The 16,171-nt window shown below is 67.6% G+C and carries 15 protein-coding genes; 8 read left to right on the forward strand and 7 right to left on the reverse strand.

What is annotated here, in order from left to right; translation table 11 throughout:
• Positions 1-138 precede the first annotated feature (138 nt).
• The 5 genes from QTH90_RS13110 to QTH90_RS13130 are packed head-to-tail and all read right to left on the reverse strand — an operon-like array spanning position 139 to position 6,262.
• A complete protein-coding gene (locus QTH90_RS13110) occupies positions 139-333 on the reverse strand; it encodes a heavy-metal-associated domain-containing protein (RefSeq protein WP_286570423.1) in 195 nt (64 codons plus the stop codon).
• Between the two features lie 52 nt (positions 334-385).
• Complete coding sequence (locus tag QTH90_RS13115) at positions 386-664, reverse strand: acyl carrier protein (RefSeq protein WP_286664980.1); 279 nt, start codon at positions 662-664, stop codon at positions 386-388.
• A gap of 38 nt (positions 665-702) precedes the next feature.
• Complete coding sequence (locus tag QTH90_RS13120) at positions 703-3,804, reverse strand: efflux RND transporter permease subunit (protein ID WP_286664981.1); 3,102 nt, start codon at positions 3,802-3,804, stop codon at positions 703-705.
• Entirely contained in the window at positions 3,801-4,997 is a 1,197-nt protein-coding gene (locus QTH90_RS13125; protein WP_286664982.1) for an efflux RND transporter periplasmic adaptor subunit, read from the reverse strand. The genes QTH90_RS13120 and QTH90_RS13125 overlap by 4 nt, the downstream gene beginning before the upstream one ends.
• Positions 4,994-6,262: a TolC family protein gene (locus tag QTH90_RS13130; RefSeq protein WP_286664983.1), complete on the reverse strand. Its 1,269-nt coding sequence runs from the start codon at positions 6,260-6,262 to the stop codon at positions 4,994-4,996. Before QTH90_RS13130 ends, QTH90_RS13125 begins: the two co-directional genes overlap by 4 nt.
• Before the next feature lie 83 nt (positions 6,263-6,345).
• Here QTH90_RS13130 and QTH90_RS13135 point away from each other — a divergent pair, with 83 nt between their 5' ends.
• Positions 6,346-7,035, forward strand: coding sequence for a response regulator transcription factor (locus tag QTH90_RS13135; protein WP_286664984.1), 690 nt, complete (start codon positions 6,346-6,348; stop codon positions 7,033-7,035).
• Entirely contained in the window at positions 7,032-8,405 is a 1,374-nt protein-coding gene (locus tag QTH90_RS13140; protein ID WP_286664985.1) for a sensor histidine kinase, read from the forward strand. The genes QTH90_RS13135 and QTH90_RS13140 overlap by 4 nt, the downstream gene beginning before the upstream one ends.
• 117 nt (positions 8,406-8,522) lie before the next feature.
• Here QTH90_RS13140 and QTH90_RS13145 read toward each other — a convergent pair whose 3' ends face one another.
• Positions 8,523-9,623: an alkene reductase gene (locus tag QTH90_RS13145; protein WP_286664986.1), complete on the reverse strand. Its 1,101-nt coding sequence runs from the start codon at positions 9,621-9,623 to the stop codon at positions 8,523-8,525.
• 114 nt (positions 9,624-9,737) lie between these two features.
• Between QTH90_RS13145 and QTH90_RS13150 the strand changes: the two genes are divergently transcribed.
• A complete protein-coding gene (locus tag QTH90_RS13150) occupies positions 9,738-10,970 on the forward strand; it encodes a YbfB/YjiJ family MFS transporter (RefSeq protein ID WP_286664987.1) in 1,233 nt (410 codons plus the stop codon).
• Between the two features lie 91 nt (positions 10,971-11,061).
• Here QTH90_RS13150 and gstA read toward each other — a convergent pair whose 3' ends face one another.
• The gene (gstA, locus tag QTH90_RS13155) at positions 11,062-11,670 is read right to left on the reverse strand and encodes a glutathione transferase GstA (RefSeq protein WP_286664988.1); all 609 of its coding nucleotides are present in this window, start codon (positions 11,668-11,670) and stop codon (positions 11,062-11,064) included.
• Between the two features lie 178 nt (positions 11,671-11,848).
• On the opposite strand from gstA, the gene QTH90_RS13160 reads away from it, so the two are divergent.
• The 5 genes from QTH90_RS13160 to rsmG all read left to right on the forward strand — a co-directional run bounded on the left by QTH90_RS13160 (position 11,849) and on the right by rsmG (position 16,164).
• Positions 11,849-12,037, forward strand: a complete 189-nt coding sequence (locus QTH90_RS13160) for a DUF1328 family protein (protein WP_286570413.1) — start codon at positions 11,849-11,851, stop codon at positions 12,035-12,037.
• Positions 12,034-12,210 (forward strand): hypothetical protein, encoded by a 177-nt coding sequence (locus tag QTH90_RS13165; RefSeq protein ID WP_286664989.1) that lies wholly within the window; start codon positions 12,034-12,036, stop codon positions 12,208-12,210. The genes QTH90_RS13160 and QTH90_RS13165 overlap by 4 nt, the downstream gene beginning before the upstream one ends.
• Before the next feature lie 52 nt (positions 12,211-12,262).
• Complete coding sequence (locus QTH90_RS13170; protein ID WP_286664990.1) at positions 12,263-13,174, forward strand: transglutaminase-like domain-containing protein; 912 nt, start codon at positions 12,263-12,265, stop codon at positions 13,172-13,174.
• 408 nt (positions 13,175-13,582) lie between these two features.
• Positions 13,583-15,529 carry a tRNA uridine-5-carboxymethylaminomethyl(34) synthesis enzyme MnmG gene (gene mnmG / locus QTH90_RS13175; RefSeq protein ID WP_286664991.1) on the forward strand — a complete coding sequence of 649 codons (1,947 nt, stop codon included), beginning with the start codon at positions 13,583-13,585 and terminating at the stop codon, positions 15,527-15,529.
• Positions 15,526-16,164 carry a 16S rRNA (guanine(527)-N(7))-methyltransferase RsmG gene (gene rsmG, locus QTH90_RS13180; protein ID WP_286664992.1) on the forward strand — a complete coding sequence of 213 codons (639 nt, stop codon included), beginning with the start codon at positions 15,526-15,528 and terminating at the stop codon, positions 16,162-16,164. Before mnmG ends, rsmG begins: the two co-directional genes overlap by 4 nt.
• Positions 16,165-16,171 lie beyond the last annotated feature (7 nt).

Raw genomic sequence — 16,171 nt, forward strand, 5'->3', positions numbered from 1 at the left:
CGACAGCATGGGACCCCTTTGGTGTCAATGTGAATTGCCTACGCATTTTGCACTTTGAAACACAAAGTATTCAACTATTTGAATCGTTTCGCACATTCCTTCGAGTTTTAAATGCCGGGACGGCTTGCCGGAGCGCTCCTATTGCGCTTTGTAGCCGGCGTTTTCGATTGCCAGGATGATGTCCTGTCGCGGGTGTCCGCTCAGCACGTCGACGTGGCCGGTTTCGAGGTCGACCGTGACCTGCGCCTCCGGATCGATGGTGTGTACTGCCTGCTCCACCATGCTGACGCAATGGCCGCAGCTCATGCCCGTGACCTGGAACTTCTGGCTCATCGTGGTTGCTCCTTCGTATGAATGAGCCGCCAGTTTGAACCTTCTCACGATGTCAATGTCCAGCGAGGGGGCGCTGGGGCGAAAGATGGGCGTGCGTGCCTTCGACCACCTCGCACAGGCGCTGCAGGGTGATGCAGCCATGGCGCGGATCGAGCATGGCGCCGGGAATGCGAAGCCGGAAGGCGTCCTCGACGGCAAAGACCAGCTCCAGCTGGTCGAGCGGCTGCAGGCCGAGCTGATCCAGGGCCACGCTGGGCCGCAGTGCGTCTCGCGGCAGGTTGAAGTCGTTCTCCAGGATGGTCGCGATGGTGTTGAAGGTCGGCGAGTTCATGGTCTGAATCTCCTTCGGGCTGAGGGCGAATCGTGCGTTCATGTCGCGGCCTCGGAGGCCGCCACGGCGCCCGGTGCGGCTTTCGATCTCGGTGCGAACCAGGCGACGTAGAGCGCGGGCAACACCACCAGCGTGAGCAGCGTCGCGGTGAAGAGGCCGCCGATCACTACGATCGCCAGCGGCCGCTGGGTTTCCGAACCGATGTCGTGCGACAGCGCCATGGGCAGCAGGCCCAGGGCAGCGAGCAATGCGGTCATCAGCACGGTGCGCAGGCGCTGCATCGAGCCTTCGCGCGCGGCCTCGAGCACGCCAAGCCCTTCGTTGCGCAACTGCTGGAACACCGAGAGCATCACCACCCCGTTGAGCACGGACTGGCCCGAGAGCGCGATGAAGCCGATGGCGGCCGAGACCGACAGCGGAATGTCCAGCACGTAGAGCGCCACGAATCCGCCGATCAACGCGAGCGGAACGTTCAGCAGGATCAGCGAAGCCATCTTGAGTGACTTGAAGGCGTCGAAGAGCAGCACGAAGATCAACAGCAGCGAAATCGGCACGACCACCGCGAGCCGCGACATCGCGCGCTCCTGGTTCTCGAACTCGCCCGACCAGCCGACGGTGTAGCTTGCCGGCAGCTTGACGTTCTGGGCGACGCGCGCCTGCATGTCCTTCACCACCGAGCCCATGTCGCGGTCCTTGATGAAGATGCCGATGGCCATCGTGCGGCGCCCCGCCTCGCGCGCGATGTTCATGGCGCCGCTGGTCTCGCGGATGTTGGCCACTGCGCCGAGCGTGGTGTAGTTGCCGTCGGCCGTGGCGATCGGTGTGGCCCCGAGCGTCGCGATGGCGCGGCGCGCCTGCGGCAGCCGCACGGCGACCGAGAACTTGCGCTCGCCCTCCCAGAGGTAGGTGGCCGACTTGCCGGCCAGCGCGGCCTCGATCACGTCCTGCACGTCGTTCACGTTGAGTCCGTAGCGGGCGGCGCGCTCGCGGTCGATGTCGACCACCAGCTGCGGCAGGTCGCCGAGCCGGTCGATCTCGGCGCGGAACACGCCGGGGACCTGCTTGACCTCGTGCTCGATCGACTCCGTGATGCGGCGCAGGACGCCGAGGTCGTCGCCCGACACCTTGATGACGATCTGTCCGTCGATCTGGGAGATCGACTCCAGCACGTTGTCGCGGATCGGCTGCGAGAAAGAGGGCTCCATGCCGGGCAGCGCCGAGACGGCACGATCCATCTCGTCGATGAGCTGCTCCCGGGTGAGCCCCTTGCGCCATTCGTCCGTGGGTTTCACGTCGACGAAGATCTCCGCCATGCTGATGGTCTTGGGGTCGGTGCCATCCTCGGGCTGGCCGGCCTTGGAGACCGTGGTCCGCACTTCCGGCACGGTGAGCAGCGCCTTGCGCACGTTGCGCAGGATGCGCGCGGCCTCGTCGTTGGAGACGCTGGCCGGCAGCCGCAGGTTGACCCAGATGGTGCCTTCGTTGAGCTCGGGCAGGAACTCCGAGCCGAGCCGCGACGCGGCGACCAGCGCCAGCGCGAACACGCCGAGCGCGATGGCGACCACCTTCGTGCGATGGGCCAGCGCCCAGTCGAGCACCGGTGCGTAGAAGCGCTTGCTGGCCGCGACCACGCGGTTGTCGCCATGCGGCAGCTTGCGCCGCAGCATGCGGAAAGCGAGCAGCGGCACCAGGGTGAGCGAGAACACGAGCGAGCCGATCAGCGCGGTGGTGACGGACAGCGCCATCGGCTGGAAGATGCGCCCCTCGTGCCGCTGCAGCGCAAAGATGGGGATGTGCGCCGCAATGATGATCAGCATCGAGAACAGCGTGGGCCGCCCGACCTCGGTCGCTGCATCGACGATGGTGCTGCGGCGCTCGTCCTCGCTCATCGTCTCCGGCTTCTGGGAGAGGCGATGCATGATGTTCTCGATCACGATCACCGCGCCGTCCACGATGATGCCGAAATCCATCGCGCCCAGGCTCAGCAGGTTGGCCGGCACGCCCATGATCTTCAACCCCAGGAAGGTCGCGAGCAGCGCCAGCGGGATCACCGCCACTACGGCGAGGCTGGCGCGCAGGTTCGACAGGAACAGGTACAGCACCAGCGACACCAGCAGCGCGCCTTCGACCAGGTTGCGGAACACCGTCGCGAGCGTCTTGCCCATGAGCCAGGTCCGGTCGTAGAAGGGCACGATCTGCACGCCGGGCGGCATGCCGCGCTCGTTGAGCTGTGCGATCTTTTCCTTCACGCCCTTGAGCACGACGCTCGGGTTCTCGCCCTTGCGCATGACGACGATGCCGGTGACCACGTCGTCGTCGAGATCCTGGCCCACGGTGCCGAGGCGAGGCACCGCGCCGACTTCCACCCTGGCCACGTCGCGCACGAGGATCGGCGTGGCGCCGCGCGCCGACACCACGATGCGGCCGATGTCGTCCGCCGAGCGCAGCAGGCCGATGCCGCGGATCGCGTACTGCTGCGCGCCCTGTGCCACGTAGCTGCCGCCCGCGTTCGAATTGCCGCGGCCCAGCGCGTCGAGCAGGTTCTGGAAGCTGAGCTTGTACGCGCGCAGCTTGTCGAGGTCGGGCTGCACTTCGTACTGCTTGATGAAGCCGCCCATCGCCACGACGTCGGCGACGCCGGGCACCTGGCGCAACTGGCGCTCGACGGTCCAGTCCTCGATGCTGCGCAACTCCGTGGTCGAGAGGCCGTCGCCGCGCAGGCGATAGCGCATGATTTCGCCGACCGGCGTGGCGTTGGGCGCAATGTCCGCGTCTACCCCCGCAGGCAGGTCAACGCCGCGCAGGCGCTCGTTGACCTGCTGGCGCACCTCCTGCACCTTGGCCGCGTCGTCGTAGGTGACGACGGTGAACGACAGCCCGAACTGCGTGTGCGAGAACACGCGAATCGCGTTGGGCAGGCCTGAGAGCGCCACCTCGATCGGCAGGGTGACCTGCTTCTCGACCTCTTCCGCCGCGCGGCCCGGATAGAGCGCGATCACCGTGACCTGCGTGTCCGTCACGTCGGGAAAGGCTTCCACCGAGAGATTCTTGAAGGCGACCACGCCCGCCAGCGCGAACAGCAGCGTGCCCAGCACGATGAAGAGCGGCTGATGAAGCGCGTACTGGATCAGGCGCTTCATGGCTTGCCCGCACCGGCCACGTTGGCGGCGGCCGTGTCCTGCGCCTGGCGCAACTCGCGCGCAAGGAGAAGCGCGTTCTCGCTCACCACCATCTCGCCGACCTCCAGGCCGCTGGAGAGCACGATCTCCGCCGGTCCCGAATAGCCGATGCGCACTTCACGCGGCTCGAACACGCCGGGCTGCACCTGGATCAGCACCGAATGCTGGGCGCCCCGGAGGATGACGGCCGATGCCGGCACCACGACGCCGCCCGACCCCAGCATGCGCTCGAACTGCGCCGTGGCGAGCATCTCGGCCTTCAGCTTGCGCTCGGGGTTGCGCACGATGCCGCGGACCTTGATGGTGCGGCTCGAGGGATCGATGAAGTCGGCCGTCGCCGTCACGTAGCCTTCGAAGTCCTCGCCGGGCAGGGCGGCCACCTTGAGCTGGAAGACCGCGCCGGGCCGCAGCGTGGCGACCTCGGACTCGCGCGCATCGATCTGCACCCAGAGCGAGGTCGGATCGCTCACCACGAAGAGCGGCGGCACGCCGATGCCCGACTGGTCGGGCCGCAGCTCCTGGCCGGGATTGAGATTGCGTTCCACCACCGCGCCGGCGATGGCCGACTGGATGGCGAGCCGCTGGTTGACGCCGCCGCCGCCGCCGTACATCGCGGTGCGTGCACCGGCGCGCGCCACCTCGGCCTGCGAGCGGGCCGCGTCGGCTTCGGCCTGTTCGAGGTCCTTCCTCGCGACGATGCCGGCGTCGAAGAGTTCGCGTTGCCGCTGCAGGTTCTTGCGTGCGAATGCCACGTCGGCCTGCGCCTTCGCGGTGTCGGCCTGCGCGATGCCGAAATCGGGCGACGCCAGCTGGGCGAGCACCGTGCCGGGCTGCACCGGTTGGCCGATGTCGGCCTTGATCGCGGTGACCCGGCCGGCGAAGGGCGCGTAGATGCGCTGCGTGCGCTCCTCGTTCCAGATCAGGCGTGCGGGCAGCTCGGTGCGCACGCTCTTGCCGGGCGCGGCCGCCGTGAGCGTGAGCAGCTTGAGTTGCGGATGGTCGGGCGCGAAGCGGATCTGGTTGTTCTGGACGATCGGCGACGGCGGCTCGGCCTCGGCGACCGGCGCGTTGCGATCGACGCAGCCGGCAAGCGTCAACGCGGCCAGCACGGCGAGCAGCACCGGGCGCAGGGGCGAGGGGAGAAGGGCGTTCATGGCGTGGGCATGGGTTGGGTTCGCAGGCGCCAGGCCAATGCGGCCTTGGCGTGATCGACGCGCGCGGCGATCGCATCGAGCTGGGTGGCGCGCAGCGTGCGCCGCGCATCGAGGAGGTCGCTGAGCGACATCGCGCCCTTGCGGTAGGCCAGCTCGGCGTTCTCGGCGACCTGGCGTGCGCTCGCGAGGATGTCCTTCTCGAAGATCTGCAGCCGGCGCGCATTGGCCTCGGCCTCGTCGCGCAGGCGCTGGAGCTCCAGCTTCGCGTCGTAGCGCTTGCGGGCCAGCGCGTCCTGCGCCTGCGTGTAGACGGCCTGGGCGCGGCCGATCTCGCCCTCGAACTGGTAGCCCCAATGCAGCGGCACGACGGCACGTACTTCGAGCAGGCGATTGGACGTGCCCGGGTAGCGGTCGAGCGAGACGCCCCAGACGACGTCGGCGCTGCGCTGGGCCTGCGCGGCAGCCAGCGCGGCATCGGTGGACGCGACGCGTGCCTGCGCGGCGCGCACGTCGGAGCGCGCGTCGACGAGGGCATCGAGGTCGGTGTCGTCCCCCGGCAGGGCGAGCGCGGGCCAGTCCGCGCTGGCGGCCAGGCCTCGGACCGCGGCGCCCGGCCCCAGCAATTGCGTGAGGGAAATCTGCGCGCGCTCGCGGTCGAGTTCGGCCGCACGCAGTTCGACGCGGCTGCGCTGTGTCTCGATGGCGGTGCGCGCCGCTTCCTGCGCGGGCAGGTCGCCGGCCTGGACGCGCCGCGCCGCAACATCCGAGAGCTGCTGGGCGCTGCGTTCGACGGCGTTCACTTCGACGATGCGCTCCTGCGCGCCGAGCAAATCGAAGAAGGCGTTGCCCGCCGCGATCAACTGCTGCACCTGCACGTCGTCGACATCGGCAAGCGCCGCGTCGGCCGCGCGCTCGGCCGCCGTGGTGCGGGCGCTGCGCTTGCCCCCGCGCTCCCAGGTCCAGTCGATGCCGAGCGAATTGTCGACACGCTTGCGGCCGATGTCGCCGGCGCCGACGCCGTTCTGCAGGTCGATCGAACTGGATTTGGCGGTGAGCAGCGGGGGCGGCGCATGGTCGGCGGCCAGCACGTCGGCGCGAGCCGCGGCGAGGGACTGGCGCGACAGCATCACATCGGGGTTGTCGCGCGCCGCACGCAGCACCTCATCGAGCGTGAGCTGGCGTTGCGAGGCCTGCGCCCACGCCTGCGCCATCAGCACGGCGCCCATGAAAAAGGCCGCGCAAGCGGCCCGCTGTCGTATCCTCATTGGCCGTTTATCGCGGCGAAGTACTGACGGCGTGCTGACCCTCGCATGTTGTAAAAACACGTACCTTTTTTCTTGTCCAACCCATGCGAATCCTCCTGGTCGAAGACGATGCCGTGCTGCGCGGCGTGATGTTGCGCAGCCTTGGGGACGCGGGCCACCGCGTCGATGTGGCCGCGAGCGTCGAGGAAGCCGACCACCTCTGGCGCGTGCAGCGCTTCGATGCGGTGCTGCTCGACCTGAACCTGCCCGCGACGGCCAGCCCGACCAGCGGCCTCGCGAGCGGGCTGACCGCGCTGCGCCATGCACGTGCACGCGGCGACCGCACCCCCGTGCTGGTGCTGACGGCCCGCGACCGCACCGAGGAGCGCATCGCCGGCCTCGATGCCGGCGCCGACGACTACCTCGGCAAGCCCTTCGACCTGGCCGAGGTCGAGGCCCGGCTTCGCGCGCTGGTGCGGCGTGCGCAGGGCACCGAGGACATCGCGCTGCTCGGCCAACTGCGGCTCGATCGCCGGGCCCGGCGCTTCGCGATCGGCGGCGTTCCGCTCGACCTCCCTGCGCGCGAGTTCGAGGTGCTCTGGGAACTGATGAGCCCCCCGGGCCGCACGATCAGCAAGCGGGAGCTGTCGGACAAGCTGTCGACCTTCGACGAGTCGCTGGGCGACAACGCGCTGGAGGCCTTCATCTCCCGCCTGCGCAAGAAGCTGGTCGGCAGCGGCGCGGTGATCCGCACCTTGCGCGGCATCGGCTATCTGCTGGAAGCGGACGTGTGAACGCGCGCGCGACGGCGGGCGCTGCCGCCGCGCCCTCGCTGACCGCGCGCGTGCTGCGGCGCGTGCTGCTGCCGCTGGCCCTGACCTGGCTGGTGGGCACGGCGGTGGCGCTGGTGGTCGCGAACTACTTCACCGAGCAGGCCTTCGATCGCGGGATGCTGGACGATGCCTATGCCGTGTCGGCCAACGTGCAGGCGGGCGAGCGCGACATCGAGCTGCTGCTGTCGCCGCGCGAGGTCAACAGCGTGCTGTTCGACCAGTCCGAGACCGTGTTCTTCGCCGTGCTGCGGCCCGACGGATCGCTGCTCGCCGGGCATGCGGGCTTGCAGGCGCCTCAGCCGGAGGAAGGCGCGCGCTACCGCTTCTCGCGCGTCACCTACCAGGGCAAGGACTTGCGCGCCGTGGTGCTGAACCACGATGCGCCCAATGCCTACCGCGTGGTGATCGCGCAGACCACGCGGGCCCGCGCGGTGCTCGTCGAGCGCTTGCTGATCTATTCGCTGGCCCCGCAGTTCGTGCTGCTCGCGCTGCTGGCGACATGGTTGTGGCGCGGCATCCAACGCGAGCTTCAACCGCTCGGCGAACTGCGCCAGACGCTGGAACAGCGCAATGCCCACGACCTCGCGCCCGTGCCCGTGGCGCGAAGCTCGCGTGAGCTCGAACAGCTGGGCGACACCCTCAACGCGCTGCTGGAGCGGCTGGCCCAAAGCGCATCGGCGCAGCGGGAGTTCGCGGGAAACGTCGCGCACGAGCTGCGCACGCCGCTCGCCGGCATTCGTGCGCTGGCGGACTATGGACTGGCGCAGCATTCGCCTTCGGTTTGGCGCGAACAACTGGAGAGCATCGCAGTGAGCCAGGCGCGTGCGAGCCACCTGGTGGATCAACTGCTGGCGCTCGCGCTGGCCGACGAAGGGCGCACGGGCCTGCAGCGCGAGGCGCTGCGACTGGATGAGCTGGCGCAGCAGGCGGTGCTGCGGCATCTGGCGCGCGCCGATGCGCAAGGGGTGGATCTGGGGGCGCTAGGCCTCGACGAGGCCGTGACGGTGGAGGCGAACGCCGCGCTGGTCGAGGGCATCCTCGACAATCTGATCGACAACGCGTTGCGCTATGGCGGGCGCACCATCACCATCGAACTGGCGGGCCGCACGCTGGCCGTGGTCGACGACGGCCCCGGCATCCCGCCCGAGGCGCAGCGCGACCTCATGCAGCGCTGGGCGCAAGGCCCTGCCGGCCAGAAGCTCGGACAGGGCGCGGGCCTCGGACTCGCGATCGTCGCCCGCTACGCAAAGCTGCTCGACGCCGAACTAGCCTTCGCAAAGGCATCGGACGAAGGCGGCCTGAGAGTCAGCGTAGCCTTCCCCCCAGCCTGACGCAGCCGTCTTGCCGGCCTCGCCAGAAATCCCGCGGAACCGGCTCCGCCGGGCCGCCGGGATTGCCCCCGGCAGGGGGTAGGCGGCCACACGAAGTGGGCAAGCCTGGGGGCGAGTTCAGAGAACGGGGTAGTCGATGTAACCGGCCTCGCCGCCGCCGTAGAACGTGTTCTTGTCCCACTCGTTCAGCGGCGCACCTTCGCGCAGCCGGCGAACGAGGTCGGGGTTGGAGATGAAGGGCTTGCCGAAGGCCACGAGGTCATCGCCTTCCTTCAGCGCTTCCTCGGCCAGCGGCTTGTCGTAGCCGTTGTTCACCATCCATGCGGCCTTGCCGCCCGCCTGGCGGTAGGCCGCCTTGAGGGCTTCATAGTCGAAGGGGCGATCGTCGATCTCGCGCGGGCCGCCGGTGGCGCCTTCGATGATGTGGATGTAGGCGAGGTTGAGCGGCGCGAGCTGCTTGACGACGTAGTCGAACAAGGGCTGCGGGTTGTCGTCGTGCACATCGTTGGCCGGCGTCACGGGCGACAAGCGAATGCCCGTCTTGCCGCCGCCCACCGCGTCGACCACGGCGCGCGTGACTTCGAGCAGCAGGCGGGCGCGGTTCTCGATGCGGCCGCCGTAGTCGTCGGTGCGCTTGTTGCTGCCGCTCTTGAGGAACTGGTCGAGCAGGTAGCCGTTGGCACCGTGGATCTCCACGCCGTCGAAGCCCGAGGTCTCGACCGCGTTGCGTGCGGCCACTGCGTAGGCGTGCACGATGCCGGGCAGTTCGCTCGCATCGAGCGCGCGGGGCTCGGAGGTTTCCGTGAAGGTGGGGACGCCGTTCTTGATCAGCACGGTCTTGGTCTTCGCCGTGATCGCGGAGGGCGCGACCGGCTTGCCGCCGTCGGGCTGCAGTTCCACGTGCGAGACGCGGCCCACGTGCCAGAGCTGCACGACGATCTTGCCGCCCTCGGCGTGCACGGCGTCGGTGACGCGCTTCCAGGCGTCGAGCTGTTCCGACCCGTAGAGCCCGGGCACGTCCGCATAGCCCTGGCCCTGGTGGCTGATGGCGGTGGCTTCGGTGATGAGCAGGCCTGCGCTGGCGCGCTGCGCGTAGTAGGTGGCCGTGATGTCGCGCGGGACCGCGTTGGGCGAGCGGTTGCGCGTGAGGGGCGCCATGACGATGCGATTGCTCAGCTTCAGGTCACCGGCCTGCACGGGGTCGAAGAGGGTGGACATTGTTTTGTATGGCTGTTGTGAGAACGAGGGCAAGGGTAAACCCCACACTTCAACCGCGCTGTCGCGAGGTTGTCGATTTGCTGGTAGGCGTTGCCGCAGAATGACCGCGCACGCATGACGCCCACGACCGCCGCCACCCTCACGCCCGCGCAGGCCTTGCGCCTTGCGCTCGCTCTGTCCCTGGGGGCCGCGGTGTCGCTAGGCATCACTCGCTTCTCATATGGGCTGCTGTTGCCGCCGATGCGTGAGGATCTCGGCTGGAGCTACACGCTCGCGGGCGGAATGAACACCGCGAATGCGGCCGGCTACCTGCTCGGCGCGCTGACGACGCCAGCGCTGATGCGGCGCTTCGGGCCCGTTCGATTGCTGGTCGGCGGCGCGGTGTGGGCGAGCCTCTTCATGGTGGCGAGCGGCTTCTTCACCTCGGCGCCCGCGCTGCTGCTGCAGCGGCTGCTTGCCGGGTTGGCGAGTGCCTGGGTGTTCGTCGCGGGCGGCTTGCTGGCGGCGCGGCTGGGCACCTTGCAGCCGTCGCGCTCGGGCTTTCTGCTGGGGCTCTACTACGGCGGCACCGGGCTCGGCATCACGCTGTCGGCGCTGCTCGTGCCGGCGGTGCTGCAGGCCGCATCGGGCGAGCCGCACGGCTGGGCCTGGGCATGGTGGGCGCTGGCGCTGGCCAGCTTCATCTCGACGGCGGTCCTGGCGTCGGCGATGCGGGCCTTGCCCATCGAGGCGCGCGCGCCTGTGCCCGCGCCGTCCTCCGATGCCGCGCCTCACACGGCGACGCCCGTCCGCCGCTTCGGCTGGGCGCTGGCCGGCTACACGCTCTTCGGTGCCGGCTACATCGGCTACATGACCTTCGTGATCGCGCTGCTGCGCGAGCAGGGGGCGAAGCCCGCCGACATTACCGTGTTCTATGCCTTGCTCGGCGTGGCCTGCGTGGCCTCGTCGCGGCTGTGGGCGGGGCTGCTCGACCGCTTTCGCGGCGGCGGGCCTCAGGCGGTGCTCAACGCCTTGCTGGGCGTCGCGACGATGCTGCCGGTGCTGAGCCCTTCGTGGCCCGTGGCGATGGCTTCGGGGCTGCTGTTCGGCGCGGTGTTCCTGTCGGTGGTGGCGTCGACCACCGCACTGGTGCGCCACAACCTGCCGGCCGCACAGTGGGCGACCGGCATCAGCGCTTTCACGATCGCCTTCGCGCTGGGGCAGATCGTGGGGCCCACCGTGACCGGCTGGATCTCCGATGGCGAAGGCGGACTGGCCAGGGGCCTTGTCGCCTCCGCCATCACCCTGTGGGCGGGTGCGCTGCTGGCATCCCGGCAGAAAGCACTGCCTGCACTACCTGATTCGTGAAACACCGCGGAGCCGGCTTTGCCGGGCCGCGGGTGTTGCCCCCTCGAAGGGGGAAGGCGGCCACACGAAGCGGGCAAGCCTGGGGGTGGGCCTACTTGATCAGTCCTTCGGCCTTCATGGCCTCCTGCACCGCAGGGCGGGCCGCAACGCGTGCATGCCAGGCGTTCAGGTTGGGGAAAGACGCGATGTCGACACCCGTCGGCTTCGCCCAGTTGGTGACGGTGAACAAGTAGCCGTCGGCCACCGTGAAGTGCTCGCCCATCAGGTATTCCTTGCCCTCGAGTTGGCTGTCCAGCCATTCGTAGCGCGACTTGAGCTTGGTCTTGAAAGTGCTCTTGGCTTCTTCCGGCATGTTCGGGTTGAACAGCGGCGAGTAGCTCTTGTGGATCTCGGTGCCGATGAAGGTCAGCCACTCCTGCAGGCGGTAGCGCGACAGCGTGCCGTTGGCCGGTGCGAGGTTCTTGGTGGGCGCCAGGTCGGCGATGTACTGGACGATGGCGGGGCCTTCACGCAGGCGGCTTCCGTCGTCGAGTTCGAGCAGGGGCACATAGCCCAGCGGGTTGATGCCGTAGTAGTCGGTGCCATCCTGGAGCTTGTGGCTCTTGGTGCTGGCGAGCACGGGTTCGAACGCCAGGCCGGCTTCACGCATTGCGATGTGAGGGGACAGCGAGCATGCGCCCGGCGAGTAGTACAGCTTCATGCGAAAAACTCCAATGAAAAAGCGGAAAGCAGATTTGGGAGGGGAGGTCGATGCTAGCGGGTTCGCAGCCATCGCGTTTTTGTCCTACGGCCGCTTGCGCGCCGCGACTATGAGTATCGGCGCGGCGGCTTTCTAAGCTTGCGCCGCTGCGGTGGATAGGCCATCGCCAGGAGTCTCTATGTTGAAGTACGCCATTGTTTTTGCCGTGATCTCGCTGATTGCCGGTGCCCTTGGCTTTGGCGGCGTTGCCGCGGGTGCGGCCGGCATTGCCAAGGTGCTGTTCGGTCTGTTCCTGATCCTTGCGGTCGTGTTTCTCGTGCTGGCCGCGCTGGGCGTGGGTGCCGCCCGGAAGGCGCTGGACCGATGATGGGCACGTCCCCGATGCGGTGGCCGCGCGTGCGGCCCCTGGTGGTGTTGCTCCAGAGCCCGGCGCATCGCGTGATGCGTGTGCTCCACGTGACGCAGTCTCATTGGCAATTGCCTGAGCGGCGTGGCCGCTCGGGCCGTTCGCTGCGCGGCCAGTTCAGCGCCCAGTCCTGATTCATTCAAACCTGTCCGATCAAATAGGCTGTGCCGCGGGCGCAGGGAGATCATGCATTTCTCACACGTGGAAGCGGTGCTCGAATACGAGGTCTCCGCGCCCTCGCACCTGCTGCTCAACATCGAGGCTGCGCGCAGCGGCACGCAGGCCCTGATCAGCGAGGATCTGGTGATCGAGCCGCCCGTGGAGATGCAGGCCTTCTGCGATGAAGGCAATGGCAACCGCTTCATCCGCTTCGACGCGCAGCCGGGGCCGCTGAAGATCCGCTACCGGGCCAGCGTGCAGCGCTCGCACGTCGACGTGCCGACCGATCTGCCGGAGGTGCCGGTGAACGAAGTGCCCAACGAGATCCTTCACTACATGATGCCGACGCGCTATTGCGAGTCGGACCTGATGTCGCGCTGTGCGCAGCAGCTGTTCGGCGATCTGCCGCCCGGCATCGGGCGCGTGCAGGCCATCGTCGACTGGATCCACGAGAGCATCACTTACGAGCCGGGGAGCAGCGTGTCGACGACGACGGCGAGCGAGGTGTTCGTCGAACGCGCCGGCGTGTGCCGCGATTTCGCGCACTTGGGCATCACCTTCTGCCGCGCGCTGAACATCCCGGCGCGGCTTGTGGTGGGTTATGTCTGGTTCGACGAGCCGCCGCAGGATTTCCATGCGGTGTTCGAGGCCTGGCTTGGCGGGCAGTGGGTGTTGTTCGATGCGACCCGCATGGCGCCCGTCGACCGGCTCGTTCGCGTGGGCACCGGGCGCGATGCCAAGGACGTCGCGTTCTGCACGATCTTCGGCCCGGTCAGCATGACGGGGAAGACCTTGACGGTGCGGGAGTTGCAGGACGAGGGCGTTCAGGCCTCGGCAGCGCCCGAGCCCAGCGGGCTGCTCGTGGGGATCGAAAAGCCGGTGCCGGTGATGCCGCACGACCCGGCGGACCAGCGGCAGGCTGCGGCGCATGTGGTCTAGCTCGCCCCCAGGCTGCACGCACTTCGTGTCGTTTCGCCTACCCCCTACCGGGGGCAATACCGGCGGCCCGGGCAAGCCGGTTCCGCGGTGTTTCTGAACTCGCCCCCAGGCTTGCTCACTTCGTGTAGCCGCCTACCCCCTACCGGGGGCAATACCTGCGGCCCGGCAGAGCCGGTTCCGCGGTATTTCTGGACTGGCGCCCTGGAGGGCCTGTGGGGTGGTTTAGGCGGTCTTGCGGCATTCTTGGCGGTTGCTATAAAAATGATAGCAACATGTCTAGGCGGGATGCCTGAAGGACGGGGTTCGGTGTGTTGGGGCTGCATGTCCCCAGAAGTCGCACGAAGGGGCTTGGGCGATTAAAATTGGTGCCCCCTTTCCGCAGCGCACGCGACAGTGCGCCCACTCCCAATGCTGTACCCCGAAGAATTCGATGTGATCGTCGTCGGCGGCGGCCATGCCGGCACCGAAGCCGCGCTGGCCTCCGCGCGGATGGGCGCCCGCACCTTGCTGCTCACCCACAACATCGAGACGCTGGGCCAGATGAGCTGCAATCCGTCGATCGGCGGCATCGGCAAGGGGCATCTGGTGAAAGAGGTCGATGCGCTGGGCGGCGCCATGGCCATCGCGACGGACGAGGGCGGTATCCAGTTCCGCATTCTCAATTCGAGCAAGGGGCCGGCCGTGCGGGCGACGCGCGCACAGGCGGACCGCGTGCTCTACAAGGCGGCGATCCGGCGCCGGCTGGAGAACCAGCCGAACCTGTCCTTGTTCCAGCAGGCCGTGGACGACCTGATGATCGAAGGTGACCGGGTGGTCGGTGCCGTCACGCAAGTCGGCATTGCATTCCGTGCGCGTGCCGTGGTGCTGACGGCCGGGACCTTCCTGGACGGGCGCATTCACGTCGGCCTCGACAACTACCAGGCGGGACGCGCGGGCGACCCGCCGGCGGTCAGCCTCTCGGCGCGCCTGAAGGAACTGAAGCTGCCCCAAGGGCGGCTGAAGACCGGGACGCCGCCGCGCCTGGACGGGCGAAGCATCGACTTCTCGAAGTGCACCGAGCAGCCCGGCGACGGCATGCCGGGCGGTGCCGGGCCGATGCCCGTGTTCAGCTTCATGGGCCGCGCGGACATGCATCCGCAGCAGTTGCCCTGCTGGATCACGAACACCAACGCTCGCACGCACGACATCATCCGCTCCGGCTTCGACCGCAGCCCGATGTTCACCGGCAAGATCGACGGCATCGGACCGCGCTACTGCCCGAGCGTCGAAGACAAGATCAATCGCTTTGCCGACAAGGAAAGCCACCAGATCTTCCTGGAGCCGGAAGGGCTGACCACCAACGAGTACTACCCGAACGGGATCTCGACCAGCCTGCCTTTCGATATCCAGTACCAGCTGGTCCGGTCGATGGCCGGTCTGGAGAACGCGCACATCCTGCGTCCGGGCTACGCGATCGAGTACGACTACTTCGACCCACGGGAGTTGAAGAGCAGTTTCGAGACCCGGGCGATCAATGGCCTGTTCTTCGCCGGACAAATCAATGGCACGACCGGCTATGAAGAGGCGGCTGCCCAAGGTCTCTTTGCCGGGATCAATGCTGCACTGCAGTGCAGGGGGGAGGCCGCCTGGTTACCCCGTCGAGACGAAGCCTACCTGGGCGTGCTGGTCGACGACCTGATCACCAAGGGTGTGACCGAGCCTTACCGCATGTTCACCAGCCGGGCGGAGTTCCGCCTCCAACTGCGCGAAGACAACGCCGACATGCGCCTGACCGAAGCCGGCCGCAAGCTGGGTCTGGTGGATGACGCCCGCTGGGATGCTTTCTCGCGGAAGCGCGACGCTGTTTCACGTGAAACAGAGCGCCTGCGTTCGATCTGGGTCAACCCGCGGAATCTGCCGGCCGCCGAGTCGGAGCGGGTTCTGGGCAAGGCGATCGACCACGAATACAACCTGGGCGACCTGCTGCGTCGGCCCAATGTCAGCTACGAATCGCTGATGTCGCTAGACGGCGGCAAGTACAGCTCCGGCGAGCCACTGGGCGAAACGGAAATCGAGCAGATCGAGATCGCCGCCAAATACTCCGGCTACATCAATCGCCAGCACGACGAAGTCGAACGGGCAGCGCATTTCGAGAACCTGAAGTTGCCAGTCGACCTCGACTATGGCCAGGTCAAGGCGCTGAGTTTCGAAGTTCGTCAGAAATTGACCAAGCATCGCCCGGAAACTCTGGGCATTGCCTCGCGGATTTCCGGCGTGACGCCGGCTGCGATTTCGCTGCTGATGATTCACCTGCGCAAGGGCGGACATCGCGCATTCGTGCAGGACGCGGCGGTCGAGCCCCAAGCTGCGGAATGAGCCAGGAACAACTGCTGCGCGATGGCGCAGGAAAGCTCGGCATCGAATTGACGGACCGGCAGAGCGAACAGCTGCTGGGCTACGGCGCGCTCATCCTGAAATGGAACAAGGTCTACAACCTGACGGCGCTGCGAGATCCATCGACCGTCCTGACCCACCATTTGCTCGACAGTCTTTCGGTCATCCTGCCGCTTCGGCGTGAGCGGCCCACGGCGGCCAGGTTGTTGGACGTCGGCGCCGGGGCAGGGCTGCCGGGCGTCGTGATCGCAATCCTGCGGGATGACATCGACGTCACTTGCCTGGATGCGGTCGCCAAGAAGGCGGCGTTCGTTCAGCAAGTCGCATCGGAACTGGGCCTTCGCAACCTGCGCGGCCTGCATGCGCGGGTCGAGTCCCTGACCGGCAGCTACGACGTCATCAGCTCCCGCGCCTTCGCATCGTTGCCGGATTTCATCACCGGCTCAGCGCATTTGCTGGCGCCGGATGGCGTCTGGCTGGCCATGAAGGGCAGGGCGCCCGACGATGAAATCGCTCAACTTCCGCCTGAAGCGGCAGTGTTTCACGTGGAACAACTGTCGGTTCCGGGCCTCGATGCCGAGCGTTGCATCGTCTGGATGCGAAAACCGGCCGCCTGATCAGCGT

The sequence above is a fragment of the Variovorax flavidus genome, assembly GCF_030317145.1.
Taxonomy (GTDB): domain Bacteria; phylum Pseudomonadota; class Gammaproteobacteria; order Burkholderiales; family Burkholderiaceae_C; genus Variovorax; species Variovorax flavidus.

Excerpts from the sequence above, each read along its gene's own strand:
- mnmG (WP_286664991.1), top strand. The coding sequence starts at position 13,583 with ATGCTGTACCCCGAAGAATTCGATGTGATCGTCGTCGGCGGCGGCCAT.
- QTH90_RS13115 (WP_286664980.1), bottom strand. The coding sequence starts at position 664 with ATGAACTCGCCGACCTTCAACACCATCGCGACCATCCTGGAGAACGAC.
- QTH90_RS13165 (WP_286664989.1), top strand. The coding sequence starts at position 12,034 with ATGATGGGCACGTCCCCGATGCGGTGGCCGCGCGTGCGGCCCCTGGTG.
- gstA (WP_286664988.1), bottom strand. The coding sequence starts at position 11,670 with ATGAAGCTGTACTACTCGCCGGGCGCATGCTCGCTGTCCCCTCACATC.
- QTH90_RS13120 (WP_286664981.1), bottom strand. The coding sequence starts at position 3,804 with ATGAAGCGCCTGATCCAGTACGCGCTTCATCAGCCGCTCTTCATCGTG.
- rsmG (WP_286664992.1), top strand. The coding sequence starts at position 15,526 with ATGAGCCAGGAACAACTGCTGCGCGATGGCGCAGGAAAGCTCGGCATC.
- QTH90_RS13170 (WP_286664990.1), top strand. The coding sequence starts at position 12,263 with ATGCATTTCTCACACGTGGAAGCGGTGCTCGAATACGAGGTCTCCGCG.
- QTH90_RS13110 (WP_286570423.1), bottom strand. The coding sequence starts at position 333 with ATGAGCCAGAAGTTCCAGGTCACGGGCATGAGCTGCGGCCATTGCGTC.
- QTH90_RS13125 (WP_286664982.1), bottom strand. The coding sequence starts at position 4,997 with ATGAACGCCCTTCTCCCCTCGCCCCTGCGCCCGGTGCTGCTCGCCGTG.
- QTH90_RS13150 (WP_286664987.1), top strand. The coding sequence starts at position 9,738 with ATGACGCCCACGACCGCCGCCACCCTCACGCCCGCGCAGGCCTTGCGC.
- QTH90_RS13130 (WP_286664983.1), bottom strand. The coding sequence starts at position 6,262 with ATGAGGATACGACAGCGGGCCGCTTGCGCGGCCTTTTTCATGGGCGCC.
- QTH90_RS13160 (WP_286570413.1), top strand. The coding sequence starts at position 11,849 with ATGTTGAAGTACGCCATTGTTTTTGCCGTGATCTCGCTGATTGCCGGT.
- QTH90_RS13145 (WP_286664986.1), bottom strand. The coding sequence starts at position 9,623 with ATGTCCACCCTCTTCGACCCCGTGCAGGCCGGTGACCTGAAGCTGAGC.
- QTH90_RS13135 (WP_286664984.1), top strand. The coding sequence starts at position 6,346 with ATGCGAATCCTCCTGGTCGAAGACGATGCCGTGCTGCGCGGCGTGATG.